This is a genomic window from Flavobacterium sp. UBA7682 (genome assembly GCF_002482945.1).
Lineage (GTDB): Bacteria > Bacteroidota > Bacteroidia > Flavobacteriales > Flavobacteriaceae > Flavobacterium.
Genome location: NZ_DLGY01000007.1, coordinates 45,034 through 62,874, shown reverse-complemented (window position 1 = coordinate 62,874; position 17,841 = coordinate 45,034). Strand labels below are relative to the sequence as shown.

Annotated in this window: 12 protein-coding genes and 1 tRNA gene; 8 read left to right on the top strand and 5 right to left on the bottom strand. The window is 36.7% G+C overall.

Annotated features, from left to right (window positions below):
• Positions 1-9 precede the first annotated feature (9 nt).
• Complete coding sequence (gene polA, locus B3C16_RS01250; protein ID WP_291127855.1) at positions 10-2,874, bottom strand: DNA polymerase I; 2,865 nt, start codon at positions 2,872-2,874, stop codon at positions 10-12.
• Positions 2,875-2,956: 82 nt separating this feature from the next.
• Between polA and B3C16_RS01245 the strand changes: the two genes are divergently transcribed.
• Together B3C16_RS01245 and B3C16_RS01240 are read left to right on the top strand one after the other, a co-directional pair.
• The gene (locus tag B3C16_RS01245; protein ID WP_414655247.1) at positions 2,957-4,243 is read left to right on the top strand and encodes a metallophosphoesterase; all 1,287 of its coding nucleotides are present in this window, start codon (positions 2,957-2,959) and stop codon (positions 4,241-4,243) included.
• Positions 4,244-4,318: 75 nt separating this feature from the next.
• Positions 4,319-4,615, top strand: coding sequence for a thioredoxin family protein (locus B3C16_RS01240; RefSeq protein ID WP_121311942.1), 297 nt, complete (start codon positions 4,319-4,321; stop codon positions 4,613-4,615).
• A 50-nt stretch (positions 4,616-4,665) separates the two neighbouring features.
• Here the strand turns inward: B3C16_RS01240 and B3C16_RS01235 are convergent, their stop codons facing one another.
• Together B3C16_RS01235 and B3C16_RS01230 are read right to left on the bottom strand one after the other, a co-directional pair.
• Positions 4,666-5,307 carry a polysaccharide deacetylase family protein gene (locus B3C16_RS01235; RefSeq protein ID WP_121311941.1) on the bottom strand — a complete coding sequence of 214 codons (642 nt, stop codon included), beginning with the start codon at positions 5,305-5,307 and terminating at the stop codon, positions 4,666-4,668.
• 70 nt (positions 5,308-5,377) lie between these two features.
• The gene (locus tag B3C16_RS01230) at positions 5,378-8,656 is read right to left on the bottom strand and encodes a DUF2723 domain-containing protein (RefSeq protein WP_121311940.1); all 3,279 of its coding nucleotides are present in this window, start codon (positions 8,654-8,656) and stop codon (positions 5,378-5,380) included.
• A gap of 270 nt (positions 8,657-8,926) precedes the next feature.
• Here B3C16_RS01230 and B3C16_RS01225 point away from each other — a divergent pair.
• Positions 8,927-8,997, top strand: a tRNA-Gln gene (locus tag B3C16_RS01225).
• A 54-nt stretch (positions 8,998-9,051) separates the two neighbouring features.
• Here B3C16_RS01225 and B3C16_RS01220 read toward each other — a convergent pair.
• The gene (locus tag B3C16_RS01220) at positions 9,052-9,876 is read right to left on the bottom strand and encodes a universal stress protein (RefSeq protein WP_291127848.1); all 825 of its coding nucleotides are present in this window, start codon (positions 9,874-9,876) and stop codon (positions 9,052-9,054) included.
• A 169-nt stretch (positions 9,877-10,045) separates the two neighbouring features.
• Here B3C16_RS01220 and rimP point away from each other — a divergent pair, with 169 nt between their 5' ends.
• From rimP to B3C16_RS01200, 4 genes are all read left to right on the top strand, one after another.
• Entirely contained in the window at positions 10,046-10,513 is a 468-nt protein-coding gene (gene rimP / locus B3C16_RS01215) for a ribosome assembly cofactor RimP (RefSeq protein WP_291127845.1), read from the top strand.
• 8 nt (positions 10,514-10,521) lie between these two features.
• Positions 10,522-11,763 (top strand): transcription termination factor NusA, encoded by a 1,242-nt coding sequence (gene nusA, locus B3C16_RS01210; protein ID WP_121311938.1) that lies wholly within the window; start codon positions 10,522-10,524, stop codon positions 11,761-11,763.
• A 37-nt stretch (positions 11,764-11,800) separates the two neighbouring features.
• The gene (gene infB, locus B3C16_RS01205; RefSeq protein ID WP_291127841.1) at positions 11,801-14,602 is read left to right on the top strand and encodes a translation initiation factor IF-2; all 2,802 of its coding nucleotides are present in this window, start codon (positions 11,801-11,803) and stop codon (positions 14,600-14,602) included.
• 62 nt (positions 14,603-14,664) lie between these two features.
• Positions 14,665-15,804 (top strand): hypothetical protein, encoded by a 1,140-nt coding sequence (locus B3C16_RS01200; RefSeq protein ID WP_291127838.1) that lies wholly within the window; start codon positions 14,665-14,667, stop codon positions 15,802-15,804.
• Between the two features lie 29 nt (positions 15,805-15,833).
• Here the strand turns inward: B3C16_RS01200 and B3C16_RS01195 are convergent, their stop codons facing one another.
• Positions 15,834-16,223, bottom strand: a complete 390-nt coding sequence (locus tag B3C16_RS01195; protein WP_121311935.1) for an SPOR domain-containing protein — start codon at positions 16,221-16,223, stop codon at positions 15,834-15,836.
• 219 nt (positions 16,224-16,442) lie between these two features.
• On the opposite strand from B3C16_RS01195, the gene B3C16_RS01190 reads away from it, so the two are divergent.
• Entirely contained in the window at positions 16,443-17,777 is a 1,335-nt protein-coding gene (locus B3C16_RS01190; RefSeq protein ID WP_291127833.1) for a c-type cytochrome, read from the top strand.
• Positions 17,778-17,841: the final 64 nt, after the last annotated feature.

Below are 17,841 nucleotides of genomic sequence, written 5' to 3'. Positions count from 1 at the left end.
ACCTGAAAATTAATGCGCTTCCAGCCAATTTTTACCGGTTCCTAACTCAACTTCTAAAGGCACGTCTAGCTTGAACGCATTTTCCATTTCGTGTTTGATTAACGGTTTAATTTTCTCTAATTCGGAGTTGTGCACGTCGAAAACCAATTCGTCATGCACTTGTAACAACATTTTTGACTGCCAATTTTCCGAAGTTAGCTTTTGGTGAATGTTAATCATCGCGATTTTGATGATATCGGCAGCGCTTCCTTGTATTGGTGCGTTTACGGCATTTCGTTCAGCACCGCTTCTAACTACTGCATTCGCTGAATTGATGTCTTTCAAATAACGTCGTCTACCCAAAACCGTTTGCACATAACCATTTTGTCTTGCAAAATCAACTTGTTCTGACATGTACGATTTTAGTTTCGGATAGGTTTTGTAATAGGCGTCAATTAAGGCTGCACTTTCGCTTCGGGACAAAGAAGTTTGGTTGCTCAAGCCAAAAGCGGAAACACCATAAATAATCCCGAAGTTTACCGTTTTGGCATTGCTTCGTTGTTCTTTAGTGACTTCTTCTAAAGCCACGTTGAAAACTTTTGCGGCGGTGCTTCGGTGAATGTCTTCGTTGTTTTGAAACGCTTTGATCATATTTTCTTCACCTGATAAAGCGGCAATGATTCTCAATTCAATCTGCGAGTAATCGGCAGAAAGTAAGGTGTAATTTTCATCACGAGCGACAAAGGCTTTTCTAATTAAACGTCCTCGTTCTGTGCGGATCGGAATGTTTTGTAAATTCGGATTGTTGGAACTTAAACGACCGGTTGCGGCAACGGTTTGCATATAATCGGTGTGAACACGTTGGGTTTTGGCATCAACTTGATTGGGTAACGCATCAATGTAAGTGCTTTGCAATTTCACCATTTGACGCCAATCTAGAATGTCTTTTACGATTTGGTGTTCGTTGGCCAAATAACTCAAGACTTCTTCGCCGGTAGCGTATTGTCCGGTTTTGGTTTTCTTTTGTTTGGCGCCACCGATTTTCATTTTGTCAAACAGAACTTCTCCGAGTTGTTTTGGGGAAGCCAAATTGAATTTTTCTCCGGCTGTTTCGTAAATTTTTTGTTCGAATAAATTGATTTCTTTTTGCATATCAACCGACATCGATTTTAAGAAATCAACATCCAAGCGAATACCTTCAGTTTCCATCGCGGCGAGAACCGGAATCAATGGAATTTCGATTTCGTCAAATAGTTTTTTGGTTTCTGCTTTGTCTAAAATCGGGCTGAAAACTTCTTTTAATTGTAACGTGATATCAGCATCTTCGGCAGCATATTCTTTGATGTTTTCCAAAGGAACATCGCGCATGGATAATTGTCCTTTGCCTTTTTTGCCGATTAGCGTTTCGATGGATTTTGGCGAATATTTCAAATACGTTTCACTCAAGACATCCATGTTGTGACGCATATCCGGATTGATTAAATAATGCGCAATCATGGTGTCGAATAATTTTCCTTTGACTTGAATGCCGTAATTGGATAAAATTTTCAAATCATATTTGATGTTTTGCCCAATTTTTTCAATGGTTTCGCTTTCAAAAAACGGTTTGAATTTATCGGCTAAGGTTTGTGCTTCTTCACGATTTTCCGGGAATGGAACGTAAAAAGCTTTGCCTTTTTCAAACGAAAATGACATTCCCACTAATTCAGCATGAAGTGTGTCAATACCAGTAGTTTCTGTGTCGAAGCAAACCGAAGTTTGGTTCATCAGGTTTTGCAAAAACAATTTGGTTCCCAAATCGCCTTGGATAATGGTGTAGTTATGGTCGGTAGTTTCTATAGTGGCGTAATAGGAATTGTGTTTAGGCTCATCACTATTTTCGTCTGAAAAACCGAATAAATCGAATTGATCTTCGTTTGATTTTTTTGCGGGTGCTTTTTTGGCAGCTTCTGGCGTTTGGCCGTTATCGCTGCCATTGCCATTGGTGTCAATTTCGTCGTATTCTTTTCCGGTGCCGAAAAGTTTGTCGAATTGTGCTTTCATTTGACGGAATTCTAGTTCCATGAACAACGCATCAGTTTTTTCTACATCGGGTTTAGACAATTCGAAATCATCGGCATTAAAAGTCACCGGACAATCGAGTAGAATTCGGGCCAGTTTTTTAGACAGAATTCCGAGTTCTTTATTGTTTTCAATTTTGTCTTTTAGCGCGCCTTTTAGTTTGTCGGTGTTTTCCAAAAGGTTTTCCATGGTGCCGAATTCCTTCAATAATTTCTTAGCGGTGACTTCACCAACGCCGGGAAACCCGGGAATATTATCGGCTGAATCGCCCATCATTCCGAGGAAATCAATGACTTGTAAAGGATCTTCAATTTCAAATTTGGCTAACACTTCAGGAATACCCCAAATTTCAATATCGTTACCCATTCGGGCTGGTTTGTACATGAAAATATTTTCGGAAACCAATTGAGCAAAATCTTTATCGGGCGTCACCATAAAGACTTGAAAACCTTCTTTTTCGGCTTGTTTGGCCAAAGTTCCAATTAAGTCATCGGCTTCAAAACCGGCTTTTTCCATAATCGGAATATGCATCGCTTTTAATAATTCTTGGATATACGGAACAGCAATTTTAATGGCTTCCGGTGTTTCGTCACGATGGGCTTTGTATTCTTTATACATTTCGTATCGATAATCGCTTCCGCCTTTGTCGAATGCAACTGCTAAATGATCAGGTTTTTCGCGTTTAATCACATCCATCAAAGAGTTCATAAAACCCATAATGGCCGAAGTATCCATTCCTTTTGAATTGATACGAGGATTTTTGATAAAAGCGTAATAGCCGCGGAAAATTAGGGCGTAAGCATCGAGCAAGAAAAGGCGTTTTTGTTGTGACATTTTTTGAAATAAATTATAAAGTGTAAATGTAGCGAAACTTTGAATGTTGAAGAAGAGAAATATTTTAGTTAAATTTAGCTAAATGAAAGATAATAATGCTCTGATTCTTCGTTATTTTGCTGAAAATTTAGGACTCATGCTTCGTTGGATTTTCTTTTTCCTATTTGTTGCTATTATTGAAGTTTATGCTTTTCAAGCCTTTAGAACCATCACGAAGTCAAGATGGATTTTAGTTGCTTATCAAGTAATTTCATTGACAGCCATCATATATATAGTTTACCAATTTTCACAGTTTGACCGCAGGGTTGGGCAAAACAGTAAAACGTTAATCACTTTTGGGTTGTTGTTATTGTTGTTTATACCGAAAATGATTCTAACTTTCTTCATGTTATTAGAAGATGTTTATAGGGTTTTCTCAGGCGTAATTACACACTTTATGGGTGATAATGACAACGGTACTTTTTTACCTAACAGAAGACGATTTGTTAGTCAAGTGGCTTTAGTTATTGCAGCAATTCCGTTTAGTTCGCTTTTGTATGGAATGACCAAGGGGAAATACAACTTTAGGGTTATCAAACAGACTTTGTTTTTTCCTGATTTGCCTGAAGATTTTGACGGCTTCACCATTACGCAAATTTCCGATGTACATAGCGGTAGTTTTGATGATGCGGAAAAAATACAATATGCGGTTGATTTAATTAATGAACACAAGACCGATATGATGTTGTTTACAGGAGATATCGTAAATACTCATGCGACCGAAATGCATCCATGGATTGATACTTTTAATAAAATTGACAATCATAAATACGGAAAATACGCGGTTTTAGGGAATCATGATTATGGCGAATACATTGATTGGCCATCGAAAGCTGCTAAAGATGAAAATTTTGAAGCGATTAAAAAATTGTATGGCGATATTGGTTTTGATTTGTTGTTGAACCAACACACCAAAATTAAAAAAGGAGAGAGCGAAATTGCTATTGTCGGTGTTGAAAATTGGGGTAAAAATTTTAAGCAAGCCGGCGATTTGCATAAGGCTTCGGAAGGATTGACAGCTGAAGATTTCAAGATATTAATGAGTCATGATCCAAGCCATTGGGAATATGAAGTAAAACACCATGAAAAACATTTTCAATTAACACTTTCCGGTCATACTCATGGATTGCAATTTGGAATAGAAATTCCTGGGATTATTCAATGGAGTCCGGTGCAATATGTTTACAAACAATGGGCTGGATTGTATGAAAATGTTGGTCGTTATATTTATGTAAACCGTGGTTTAGGCTTTCATGCTTATCCCGGCAGAGTTGGAATTTGGCCAGAAATAACTGTTTTTGAACTAAAAAAAGGGGAAAAAGTAGCATAATTAGTTAAAAATGCTACATTTGTGGTTTAATGTTTCTTTTACTTCGGTAATTGAAGGTAAAATTATTTTGGTTTTATGTCAAAATTTGGAGAATTAATCAACGCTCAAGTGCCTGTGTTAATTGACTTTTACACAGAATGGAATGAATCTTCAGTGTCCATGCATCCTGTTATCAGAGATGTAGCAGCTGCGCTTGGTGATAAGGCAAAAGTGATCAAAATTGATGTCGATAAAAATCAGGAGTTAGCCGAGGCTTTGCGTATCAAAGGTTTGCCGACCTTGATGATTTACAAAGATGGTCAAATGGTTTGGAGACAATCAGGTGAATTGGATGCGAATAGTATCATCGCTTTGGTTCAGGATCAACTATAATCCTTCGACATCCTGAAGTTTCGTGACAGGATGACGATTAGGAATTTCGCCTAATTTATTTTTTCACAAACAAATCCATTTTCGTTTAAGAATACTAAAGTTTTTGGTAAAACATATTCCAAGTTTTTCCAAGCTTTTACACTATCGTGAAAAACGATAATACTACCGCTTTCTATATTTTTCAAAACATTGTTTAAACATTCTTCGGGAGAAATGGTTTGGTCAAAATCCATGCTGATGATATCCCACATGATTATTTTGTAGCCTAATTTTCGGAGCGCTTTGGCTTGCGAAGGTTTGATTTTGCCGTAAGGCGGACGGAATAGTTGGCAGTGTTCAGTATTGAGTTGGCAGTTGGTAATGGTTTCTGAGCACTTTTTGGTGTTTTCAATATAATCTTCCAAGGAAGTTTCCCAGCCTTTTAAATGATTGAAAGTATGGTTTCCGATTGCGTGACCATTTTCTATTACTTTTTGGAAAATCTCAGGATGTTTTTGAATGTTATCGCCGATACAAAAGAAAGTCGCTTTGGCGTTGTGTTTTTTTAATTGTGCCAATGTCCATTCGGTTACTTCGGGTATTGGTCCGTCGTCAAAAGTGAGATAAATCTTTTTTTCATTGTTGGGAATGTCCCAAATGTAATTCGGAAAAATTGTTTTGACGAAACGGTTTGTTTTGACCCATAAACTCATAGGCTAAATATAAAAAAAATGTGCCAAAATGAATAGTCAAATTGGCACATCTTCAAGTTTTAATGTTGGTTTACTCTAATTCTCTTCCGAAACGGGCAAATCTTTTAGCCAAAGAATTAAATTCAGTTTTGTTTTTGTTGTAAAATTCTACATCGCCTCGGTCTTTCATTACCATCAATAAACTTCTGTAACGTTCAATGTCGGTAATGATATCGGTCGCAATTCCGTTTTGAATAGAAGGTTGAATTCCGGCGTAATATTTAAGGCTTTGTTTGTATTTGGTCATTAATTTTTCCAATAATTCTCGCGCTTTTGCTTTTTCGCCTAATTCATAATAACCGGATGCAAATGGTTCTACCATAGTGTAATAGCTGTAATAATCCATAGGCATTTTGGTTAAGGCCAATTCAATGACTTTTTTGGCTTTTTCTTTATCGCCTTCATTGATTAATTGTTCCATCAATCGCGCCATATTGGTTCTGTAGGAAATGCTGTTTTTTCTGGTTTCAGGATCGTGATAAATGGTGGTTAATTCACCGTTACCCCAATTCCATTTCATTACCAAATCATACATTTTATCGCTGTCAATTTGGCCCATATCATAAGGGTTTTCTTTGTCGACAGGTGTTTTTATAGGCACTAATTTATAAACTAAACCGTCTAATTGTAAGTAATCTTTCATCCAAAGATAATCGTCATCTCCAAAACTTCCTCCGGTGAAATAGATTGGTCTTTCCCAATTGTTATTGGCCAAGACATCTAACATCATCAAACGATTTTTATACATCGCACTGCCTTTGATGTCTAAGTCGATGTAAGGAACAATGGAGTCATTGTAAATTGAATTCACCACTTTGTTTTTGATAATAGTATTTTTATCTACCGGAATTCTGATTTTGTTGGTTGGATAAAAATGGATGGTTTGTCCGTTTTGTAAATCAATCGTTGACCTTGGGTCTTTTATAAAATCGATAAAAGCTTTGATGTCCCAACGCGCGTCAGTTTTTGGGATATGCGCCACATAATCTAACTTATCACCAACGTATTCGTTGTGTGTAAACGAAATAGGTAAGCCGGCCGCATCATAGGTTTTAAACTTCATTTGATCGATATACCAATCGGTCATAAACAGGCTGGTGTTTACAATTTTGATGTCGGTTCGGATGCCTTCTATTTCTTGAGCATACCATAAGGGGAAAGTGTCATTATCGCCAATGGTAAACAGGATGGCGTTCTTCTCGCAGGATTCCAAATAATTTTTGGCCATGGCAATAGCCGTATATTTATTCGAGCGATCGTGATCGTCCCAGTTTTGGGTTGCCATTAAAACCGGAGCTGCTAAGAGGCAAGCTGTAATTACGACCGGTCCAACGATTTTTGATTTTAGGTATTCGGAGATTATTTCGTAGATGGCATAGACGCCAAATCCAATCCAAATAGCGAATACATAGAATGAACCAACTAAAGCATAATCTCTTTCTCTTGGTTCAAAAGGTCTTTCGTTCAAATATATTTTTAAGGCCAAGCCGGTGAACAAGAATAAAATGAGTAATACATAAAAGCTTTTCAAATCTCTTTGTGCGTGGTACATTAATCCTATTAAGCCAATTATAAACGGTAAAAAATAATACAGATTTCGACCTTTGTTATTCACTACGTCATCGGGAAGATTTTCTTGAGTTCCTTTGCCTAAATGTATTTCGTCAATAAATTTGATTCCGCTCAACCAATTTCCATCAAGGTTGTCATATTTTCCTTGAACATCATTTTGTCTTCCGACGAAATTCCATAACAAATACCTTCCGTACATGTATCCGAATTGGTATTCAATCATAAAACTAATGTTGTCCCAAGTAGATGGTTTTTCTATGATTAGATAATCACTGTATTTTTTCAGGAATGAAATATAGTCATCGTTGTCAATTTGTTTTTGGGCGTATGCAGTCTTGAAGTCGTTAATGTTTTTCTGCATTTCTTCTTTTAACTGACCAACGGCTTGCATTACTTGTTCTTCGCTCAAACTGTCGATGTCAACACCATATTGCGCTAAATCTTCTTCGTAAGGGTAGTTTTGATTTAAAGTAAATTTAGGAATTTCTGTGAATTGAACATAATTATCAATATGGTCAGTACTCCAAAGACGCGGCAGAATTGCTTTGTGATTGTCGTCTGTATTTTGATCGGCATTTTTGTAATTGTTAACAATCACGTATTTGCCGGTTTTATAATCTCTTTCGTAGTTTGGCGCTTTGTCTAAATAAGGTTGGTCTTCATCTAATCCGGCAAAAGTATCTGTGTATTGCGGACCGTAAAACAATGGGTTTACACCATACTGTTCACGATTGTAATACGCTAAAACTTCGGCAGCATCAGAAGGTTTGTTTTCATTGATAACCACATTGGCATTGGCACGAATAGGTAGCATCATCCAGGTAGAAAAACCAATCAATACAAAAAGAATACACAATAAAGCGGTGTTGTAAAAAGGATGTCCTTTTTCGCGAGTATATTTTAATCCGAAATAGAAAAAAGCGATAATCAACAAGGTGGAGAAAATCGTCCCTGAATTAAAAGGTAACCCAATGCTATTTACCATAAAGATTTCCATTTTCCCAAAAAACGCTAATGTATATGGCAATAATAATTTGAAAATAAACAATAGAACAGCCACAATAATTACATTGGCAATAAGGAAACTTTTTAAGGAAACTGTTTTGTAATTTTTGAAATAGTATAAAAACCCAATCGCCGGTATGGCCAATAATGCCATAAAGTGAACTCCAAAAGAAAGCCCGACAATTAAGGAAATGAGCAACAGCCAACGATTTCCTTTTGGTGTGTGCATTTCTTCTTCCCAGCGTAATCCAAGCCAGAACAATAGCGCAATCAAGAATGACGCCATAGCATATACTTCGGCTTCTACAGCATTGAACCAAAAACTATCAGAGAAAGTTAAAGCCAACGAGCCAACCATTGAACTGCCTAAAATAACTACCGCTTTGTTTTTGTCCATTTCAGTATAAGAAGAAACAATTTTTCTCAACAGTATAGAAGAAGACCAAAACATAAATAGTATGGTAAAAGCACTTGAGAATACCGACATCATATTGACCATCAAGGCAACGGTTTCTTTGCTTGTAGCAAACATAGCAAAGAAAGCCCCAAGGATTTGGTAAAGCGGTGCTCCGGGTGGATGACCTACTTCCAGTTTAGCAGCCGTTGAAATGTATTCTCCACAATCCCAAAAACTCATGGTAGGTTCTACAGTTAGCGAAAAAGTTATTAAAGAAATAGCAAAGGCTGTCCATCCTAAAATGGTATTCCACTTGTTGAAGTTAAAATTCATCATATAAGTATGAAATGAAGGGGTTTTATTTATGGATACAAAGAAACTATTTTTTTTAACGCAATTAAACTTCGATTAACAAAAAAATCTCAAACCTATAATGAATTAATTACAAGTTTATTATGGTCTGATATGACGGTTTTGCAAATGAAGTATTTAATTTTTTCTTATAATTGTTTGCGTAAAATAAAATTTGTTCTAAATTTGCACTCGCATTAAGCAAAACGAAGTTTCTCTGAACTCCGTTGATTATATTGCTTAGTGAAGTAATGCTGGTCTATGGTGTAATGGTAACACAACTGTTTTTGGTGCAGTCTTTCAAGGTTCGAGTCCTTGTAGACCAACAGAAAAAGCCTCTCAATTTGAGAGGCTTTTTTGTTTTTGTATGGCTTTGGTTTTTAAATTTTAAAAGTAACTACCGGTCTAGCAGCATGATTTACCAAATCTTCACTAATACTTCCGTTGAAGAAATGCGCAAGCCCTTTTCTACCGTGTGTACTCATTCCGATTAAATCAGCATCAACATAATTGGTAAAATTTAAAACACCACTTTCAACATTGACATCATTATAGATGTGGGTAGAATATTTGTTGATATTAAAGTTAGCAATAAAATCTTTCATGATTTCCTGCGCTACATGAGTTGGTTTGAAGCTACTAGGGGTATTAATCATCACAAGGTATAATTCAGCGTCAAACTTGTTTGCGAAATCAACAACTTTGCTAAATGGCTTTTTGATTTCGTCTGAAAAGTCAGAGGCGAATACAAATTTAGTAACATCAAAATCACCGGCTTCTTTTTTGATGATTAAAACCGGGATATCAGAATTACGAACTACTTTTTCTGCATTGGAACCAATAAACATTTCTTTAAATCCGCTAGCGCCGTGTGAGCCCATTACAATTAAATCAACGTTGTTCTTTTTACTAATATTCATGATTCCTTCAAATGCTAATTCGAATTGTATGATTTCGGAAACTTTCAATCCATCAAGGCATTCGTCATCCATTAAATCTTCTAATCTGTTGATAGCGGCATTTTTGAAAAGCATTATTTCAGGTAAATCATGACCGCTTCCAATGGCGTCACCCGCTTGGTGAGGTAACTCTAGCATGTGAAGAAGGAATATTTCTCCACCGTTTTTTCTAGCGATTTGAGCGGCAACTTTTAAGGCGTATTTTGCGTGGTCTGAAAAGTCTGTTGGGACTAAAATTTTTTTCATAATGTAAAAAAGTAAGTTTTGGATTGGATATTTTAACACAATAAAGGTATTATTTTTTTTTGATTCAGCAATGATTTTTGATTTATAAAAAAATAACTATATTTGCACCGTTATTTACCATTCAAACTAAATAATGAGGGAAGCAATGCTTCCCTCTTTTTATACAACTATGACATTTAAAGAGAAAGTTACGAAGTTATTAGAAGAAGGATTACTGGAAAAACCTTCGTTGTTTCTGGTAGATTTAAGTATTTCAGAGAGTTATAAGATTACCGTGACTTTGGATGGTGATAATGGTGTAAATTTGCAGGATTGTATCGATGTTAGTCGAGTAATCGAAAATAATTTAGACCGTGAAGAACAAGATTTTTCATTAGAAGTAGCTTCGGCCGGCGTTTCAACACCATTGAAATTGGTGAGACAATACAAAAAAAATATTGGCAGAACGTTGAAAGTAAAAACCGCTACCGAAACAATAGAAGCAAAACTGGAAGCAGCTTCAGAAGAAAGTATAACGCTTTCGTGGACTGCAAGAGAACCAAAAAAAGTGGGTAAAGGAAAAGAAACAGTAGAACACAAACGTGAAATTCCTTATTCAGAAATAAAAGAAGCAATTGTTATTATAATATTTAATTAAAATTTGGCATGGAAAATATTGCATTAATCGAATCATTCTCAGAGTTTAAAGATGATAAACTCATTGATCGAGTAACGCTTATGGCGATTTTGGAGGATGTATTTAGAAACGCATTAAAAAAGAAATACGGTTCTGATGATAATTTTGACATCATTATCAATCCTGATAAAGGTGATATGGAGATTTGGAGAAGAAGAATTGTTGTTGCTGATGACGATTTAGATTTAGAAAACGAAGAAATCACTTTAACTGATGCCAGAAAAATTGAACCTGATTTTGAAATCGGGGAAGAAGTTTCTGAAGAAGTGAAATTGATAGATTTAGGAAGAAGAGCGATTTTGGCTTTGCGTCAAAACTTGATTTCTAAAATCCATGAACACGATAACACGAATCTTTACAAACAATTTAAAGATTTAATTGGCGAAATTTACACGGCCGAAGTACACCATGTTCGCCCAAGAGTTGTAATTTTGGTCGATGATGAAGGAAACGAAATCGTGTTACCCAAAGAAAAACAAATCCCGTCTGACTTTTTCCGTAAAGGAGATAATGTTCGCGGTATCATTGAAAGCGTTGAATTAAAAGGGAATAAACCACAAATTATCATGTCGAGAACGGCAGATAAATTTTTGGAGAAATTATTCGAACAAGAAATTCCGGAAGTTTTTGATGGTTTGATTATGATTAAAAAAGTAGTGAGAATTCCGGGCGAAAAAGCAAAAGTAGCCGTGGATTCTTATGATGATAGAATTGATCCGGTTGGTGCTTGTGTTGGGATGAAAGGTTCTCGTATTCACGGAATTGTTCGTGAATTAGGAAACGAAAACATTGACGTAATCAACTACACCAGTAACTTACAGTTGTACATCACCAGAGCCTTAAGTCCTGCCAAAGTATCTTCGGTTAAAATTGACGAAGAGAAAAAAAGAGCCGAAGTGTTCTTGAAATTAGAAGAAGTTTCTAAAGCGATTGGTCGCGGTGGTCACAACATCAAATTGGCCGGATTGTTGACAGGCTATGAATTAGATGTAATCAGAGAAGGAAGCGCTATCGAAGAAGATGATGTGGAATTAACAGAGTTCTCAGATGAAATCGATGGATGGGTAATCGACGAATTTGCTAAAATCGGATTGGATACTGCCAGAAGTATTTTGAATCAAGATGTGGCTGATTTAGTGAGAAGAACCGATTTAGAGGAGGAAACCATTTTAGAAGTAATAAGAATACTGAAAGAAGAGTTTGAGGACTAATTCTTTCGCCAAAATAGATAAACATTAAAAAGATTTTATGTCTGAAGGAAATATTAGAATTAATAAAGTTTTAAGGGAATTAAATATTTCTTTGGAAAGAGCTGTGGATTATCTTAAGGATAAAGGCATTGCTATTGAAGCAAGTCCAAACACAAAAATTTCCGATGATGTATACAATATTCTTTGTGGTCAATTTGCCGGAGACAAAGGAAACAAAGAAGCTTCTAAAGGCGTAAGTGAAGAAATCAGAAAAGAAAAAGAAGCGCTTCGACTCGAAAGAGAAAAAGAAATCGAAGACAAACGCAAAGCAGACGAAGAGCGTCAAAGGTTAGAAGTGGTCAAAGCCAAAGCGGTAATCAGTGCTCCAAAACAAATTGGAAAAATTGATTTAGATCCAAAACCTGCAGCTCCCGTTGCTCCTGCAGCTCCAGCAGAATCTCCGAAAATTGCTGTTGAAAAGCCAAAAGAAATCGTTAAAAAAGAAGAAGCTCCGGTAGTTGAGGTTCCTCAAGAAAAACCGACTAAAGTAGCTGAAGTTGAAAAACCTATAGTAGCTCAATCTTCAGAGGAAGCTCCGGTTGACGAAACGATTACAACACAATACCAAAAATTATCAGGTGCCACTCTTACCGGTCAAGTAATTGATTTATCTCAATTCAACAAACCAAAAAAGAAAAAAGAAGAGTTCAAAAAGGACGCCAATAAGCCTGCAACTCCGGGTGCCGGACAAACGGCAGCACAAGCGGCCCAAAATGCAGCTAATAAAAATAAAAGAAAAAGAATTCCGGGTAAACCAGGAGAAACCGGTAAGCCTGCTATTACCAGTGGTGGTGGTGGAGGAAATGCTTTCGGACCAAATAAAACCGGCAACAAACCGGGCGGTGGCGGATTCCAAAAAGGAAATCGTCCTGCTATAGTTCAAAAAGTAGAGCCAACGGAAGAGGAAGTAAAAAACCAAATCAAAGAAACTTTAGAACGTCTTCAAGGAAAAGGAAACAAATCTAAAGCAGCCAAATACAGAAGAGATAAGCGTGATACGCACCGTCAAAGAAATGAAGACGAGATGCAAGCGCTCGAAGAAGGAAGCAAAACCATCAAAGTTACTGAGTTTGTAACTGTAGGTGAAATTGCAACCATGATGGATGTGCCGATTACCAAAGTGATTGGAACGTGTATGTCATTGGGAATCATGGTAACTATGAACCAAAGATTGGATGCGGAAACCTTATCCATCGTGGCAGATGAGTTTGGTTATGAAGTAGAATTCATTACAACCGACATCGAAGAAACAATGGAAGTAGTTGAAGACCGTCCGGAAGATTTAGTGACTCGTGCACCAATCGTAACCGTAATGGGACACGTGGATCACGGTAAAACTTCCTTACTGGATTATATCCGTAATGAAAACGTAATAGCCGGAGAATCGGGTGGAATTACACAGCACATTGGTGCTTATGCGGTTACATTAGAAGGCGGACAAAAAATCACTTTCTTGGATACACCGGGTCACGAAGCGTTTACCGCGATGCGTGCTCGTGGAGCTCAAGTTACCGATATCGCAATTATTGTTGTGGCTGCGGATGATGATATCATGCCACAAACCAAAGAGGCCATCAGTCACGCACAAGCAGCCGGAGTTCCGATGATATTTGCTATTAACAAAATTGATAAGCAAGGCGCGAATCCTGAAAAAATTAAAGAGAAATTAGCAGCCATGAATTTATTGGTAGAAGATTGGGGTGGAAAATACCAATCACACGATATATCTGCTAAAAAAGGTACCGGTGTTAAAGAATTATTAGAAAAAGTATTGCTTGAAGCTGAAGTTTTAGACTTAAAAGCAAACCCAAATAAATTAGCCGTTGGAACTGTAGTTGAAGCACAATTAGACAAAGGAAGAGGATATGTATCAACGATATTGGTGCAATCAGGAACTTTAAAAGTTGGTGATTACGTTTTGGCCGGAAAAAATCACGGTAAGGTGAAAGCCATGCATGATGAAAGAGGTCATAGTATTAAAGAAGCGGGACCATCAACACCAATCTCTATTTTAGGTTTGGATGGTGCGTCAACGGCAGGTGATAAATTCAACGTGTTTGAAGACGAAAGAGAAGCCAAACAAATTGCTGCTAAACGTACACAGTTAATGCGTGAACAATCGGTGAGAACACAACGCCATATTACCTTGGCAGAGATTGGTCGTCGTATTGCTTTAGGTCAATTTAAAGAATTGAACATTATCCTTAAAGGTGACGTGGACGGTTCTGTGGAAGCACTTTCGAGTGAGTTCTCTAAATTATCTACTGAAGAAATTCAAATCAATATTATCCACAAAGGCGTTGGTGCAATTACAGAAACTGATGTGATGTTGGCTTCTGCTTCAGATGCGATTATTATCGGATTTAACGTTCGTCCTGCAGGAAATGCTCGTCAATTGGCTCAAAAAGAGGAAATCGACATCAGAAGTTATTCAATTATCTACGATGCGATTAACGACTTGAAAGACGCAATGGAAGGCATGCTGTCACCGGAAATGAAAGAAGAAATTACCGGTACTGCTGAAATTCGTGAGATATTCAAAGTATCTAAGGTCGGTTCAATTGCCGGATGTATGGTTACGGATGGTAAAATATTCAGAAACTCTAAAATTCGTTTGATTCGTGAAGGGGTTGTTATTTTCACAGGTGAATTAGCCACGTTAAAACGTTTCAAAGACGATGTGAAAGAAGTAGCCAAAGGATATGATTGTGGTATTCAAATTAAGAATTACAACGATATTGAACAACTGGATTTAATCGAAGCTTTCCAAGAAGTAGAAGTGAAGAAAAAGTTGAAATAATACTAAAGAAAAGTCTCGAGCAATCGGGACTTTTTTTATTTTAGCCTCAAATAGACAAACTCATGAAAAAAATTGCAATTGGTTTTTGTTTCTTCTTCTGCGCTATTTCTTTTGCTCAAGAAAAGAAAGTTCATTTGATTTCTTTGGCTAATGAAAAGAACACCGCTATTGATTGTGATTTTTATATTGAAAAGATATATGACGGCCGACAAGTGAAAGAAAATATCGGAACCGTTTATGTGTCACTTTTCAACAGTAAAGTTTCTGCCAATTTTGAAAAACCTTTGACAGATGAACTTCAATCGTTGTTGGCTGTTTTGTATCCAAAAAAGGAAAGCAAACGTGCCATCTCCATTAGAATTAACGAGCTATATGTAACAGAGAGTAGCGCAGATACCGATAATAATTTTAAAAAAATGCAAACCGGTTCTGCGACAATAGTTTTGGATATCATAGAAAAGAAGGAAGATGGGCTAGAATACATCACCGGGACGTTTTTTTCTTCTAAAGAAGATTCACGTTCCGATGTCACTAAAAAGCACGCGCAGTTAATTACGACGGCTATTAAAAACAGTTTCGCAAATTACATGAATACCCAAGACACCTATAAAATTGCCATTCCGTTTGTTTCTGAAGAATCCGTTAATCTTGACAGTATCAATACAGAAATAAAAGCCGGTGTCTATTTGAATTACAAAGATGTTTTTAATGGAAAGTTCCTCAGTTTAGAGGATTATACCATAACGAAATACAAAGAAGGTTTTTGTCTCTTGAACAATGCTACGGGTAGGGTTGAGAACGGGTTTTATGGCTTTAGTGACGGAAATAATTTTTATATTAATCTTTTCCAATTTTCAACCGTGAAGTTTTACCTAAAAACCGAAATACTAGGGGTTAATTATTTTATTAATGAAGTAGAAGAGCGTAATTTGGATTTCAATAGTTTTTATTTAGCCTATGGCGGAATGGTAGCGATGGGCGGTGGATTACTTCCGGTGCTGATTTTTAGTGGAAGTGGTAGTTCAGAACCTCAAAGAATTCCCTTAGTGATAGAAAGAACAACCGGAATGCCGACTTTTTTAACGGACAAGTATGTTATAAATATGCTCGAATCTAATCCCGTTTTACTCAAAGAATACAAGAAGACAAAACGAACTCCGGCCGATAAAAAAATGATTTACAAGAAGTTTTATAATTTATAAAAAAAAGCCCTGATTTATCAGGGCTTTTTTTATTTGTTTGGTTTGATTAAAAACGCATTCGGGAATTTCTTTTTGAGTAGTTCTAAGTTCTTTTCAGCTTCGATTCGGGTTTTAAAATTGCCAACCCAAACTTTATAGGCTGGTGTGCTGAAGACTATAGTAGCGTCGAGATTTTTGTTTTCTTTTTTGAAATCCATCAACGTTTTTCTGGAGTTTTCGCTATCTCCGTTGAATATCTGGATTTTATAGCGGTCGTTGATGGTAATAGAGCTGTTTATTCTTCTTTTTTCATTGAGTAGTTGCTCAAACTTTGGATCTTGACTTACAGCTACTTTTGCTTCCTGACCAAAGCTTTTTTGTGTTAAAAAGAAAAGAAATGAAGCACTTAAAATGAGCTTAGTTTTATAGAAATCTTTCATAATGATTTGATTTTTATGCAAATGTAAAACTTAAAAAATTAAACAAAATAGTATTTGTTATTTAGAATTAGTATAAATTGGTATTTAAGATATATTTAAGGTTTTGAGAATAGTTCATAAGTCGTATTTTTGTGCAAGTTTTTAACAAGGCGTGGCATATTAACCGAAAACAGGTTTAGAAAAAACCATGCCAACATTAGTCGATAATCATTATATTATATGAAAAAAATGGGTAACCATAATTCGATTTCAAGGAAAATAGTCTTCAGTTTAGCTTTGATGCTAACAGTCTCCTTCACTTCATTTTCACAAGCAACACCGCCGGCAACCGACGCAGCAGCACCGGCTACTGCAACAGCAGTGCCTATGGCAACTGCCGGAGGAGATCCGGTAGTAGGTAAGGCTTTGTTTAACGCCAATTGTGCGGCATGTCACGCTCTTGATAAAAAGATGACAGGTCCGGCATTAAGGGGAGTTTCTGCAAAGTATGACATGGCTTGGATTTACAAATGGGTAAACAATAGTTCTGCTATGGTTAAATCCGGAGACGCTAAAGCGGTTAAGATTTTTGAGGAATACAACAAGTCAGTGATGACTTCGTTTCCAAATTTATCAACAGCTGATGTAGATAATATCATTGCATATACCAATGAGAAAAAAGCAGAACCGCCAGTAGTTGCAGCTGTTCCCGGAACAGGTGGTGAAGAGAGCGGAATTTCTAACAATGTAATTCTTGGAGCTTTAGCTTTAGTGATGTTTATGTTGGTGGTTATGTTGTTCTTTGTGAACAATGTATTAGCCAAGGTGGCCAAAGCTAACGGAATTGAAGCAGTATCAAAGGAAGCTTCATTGCCAATTTGGAAAGCTTTTGCTAAAAATCAATTTTTAGTATTAGTTGCTTCAATCTTCTTGTTGTTGTCTAGTGGTTATTTTGTTTATGGATGGATGATGCAAGTAGGTGTTGATCAAGATTACGCGCCAATCCAGCCAATTCATTATTCTCACAGAATTCACGCAGGAAGTAATGGTATCGACTGTAAATACTGTCACTCTGCAGCGAGAGTTAGTAAAAATGCAGGTATTCCTTCGTTGAATGTTTGTATGAACTGTCACAAAAACATTTCGGAAGTTGCTGATACTACTGCAACCCCAGAATACACAAAAGCATTCTACGATGGTGAAATCCAAAAATTATATGATGCAGTAGGTTGGGATAAATCTACTCAAAAATACACCGGTAAAACAAAACCTGTTAAATGGGTTCGTATTCACAACTTACCTGACTTTGCCTATTTCAATCACTCACAACACGTAACTGTTGCCGGTATTGAATGTCAAAAATGTCACGGTCCGGTTCAAGAGTATGAAATACAAAAACAATTTGCGCCATTAACCATGGGTTGGTGTATTAAGTGTCACCGCGAAACGGATGTTAAGATGGAAGGCAATGCTTACTATACTAAAATTCACGAAGAACTTTCTAAAAAATATGGTGTAGACAAATTGACTGCAGCACAAATGGGAGGTTTAGAATGTGGTAAGTGTCACTATTAATTTGTTGATTTCTGGATTCGGTTATTTATTAGCCGAATTGACGAATAACCAAATTATCGAACAA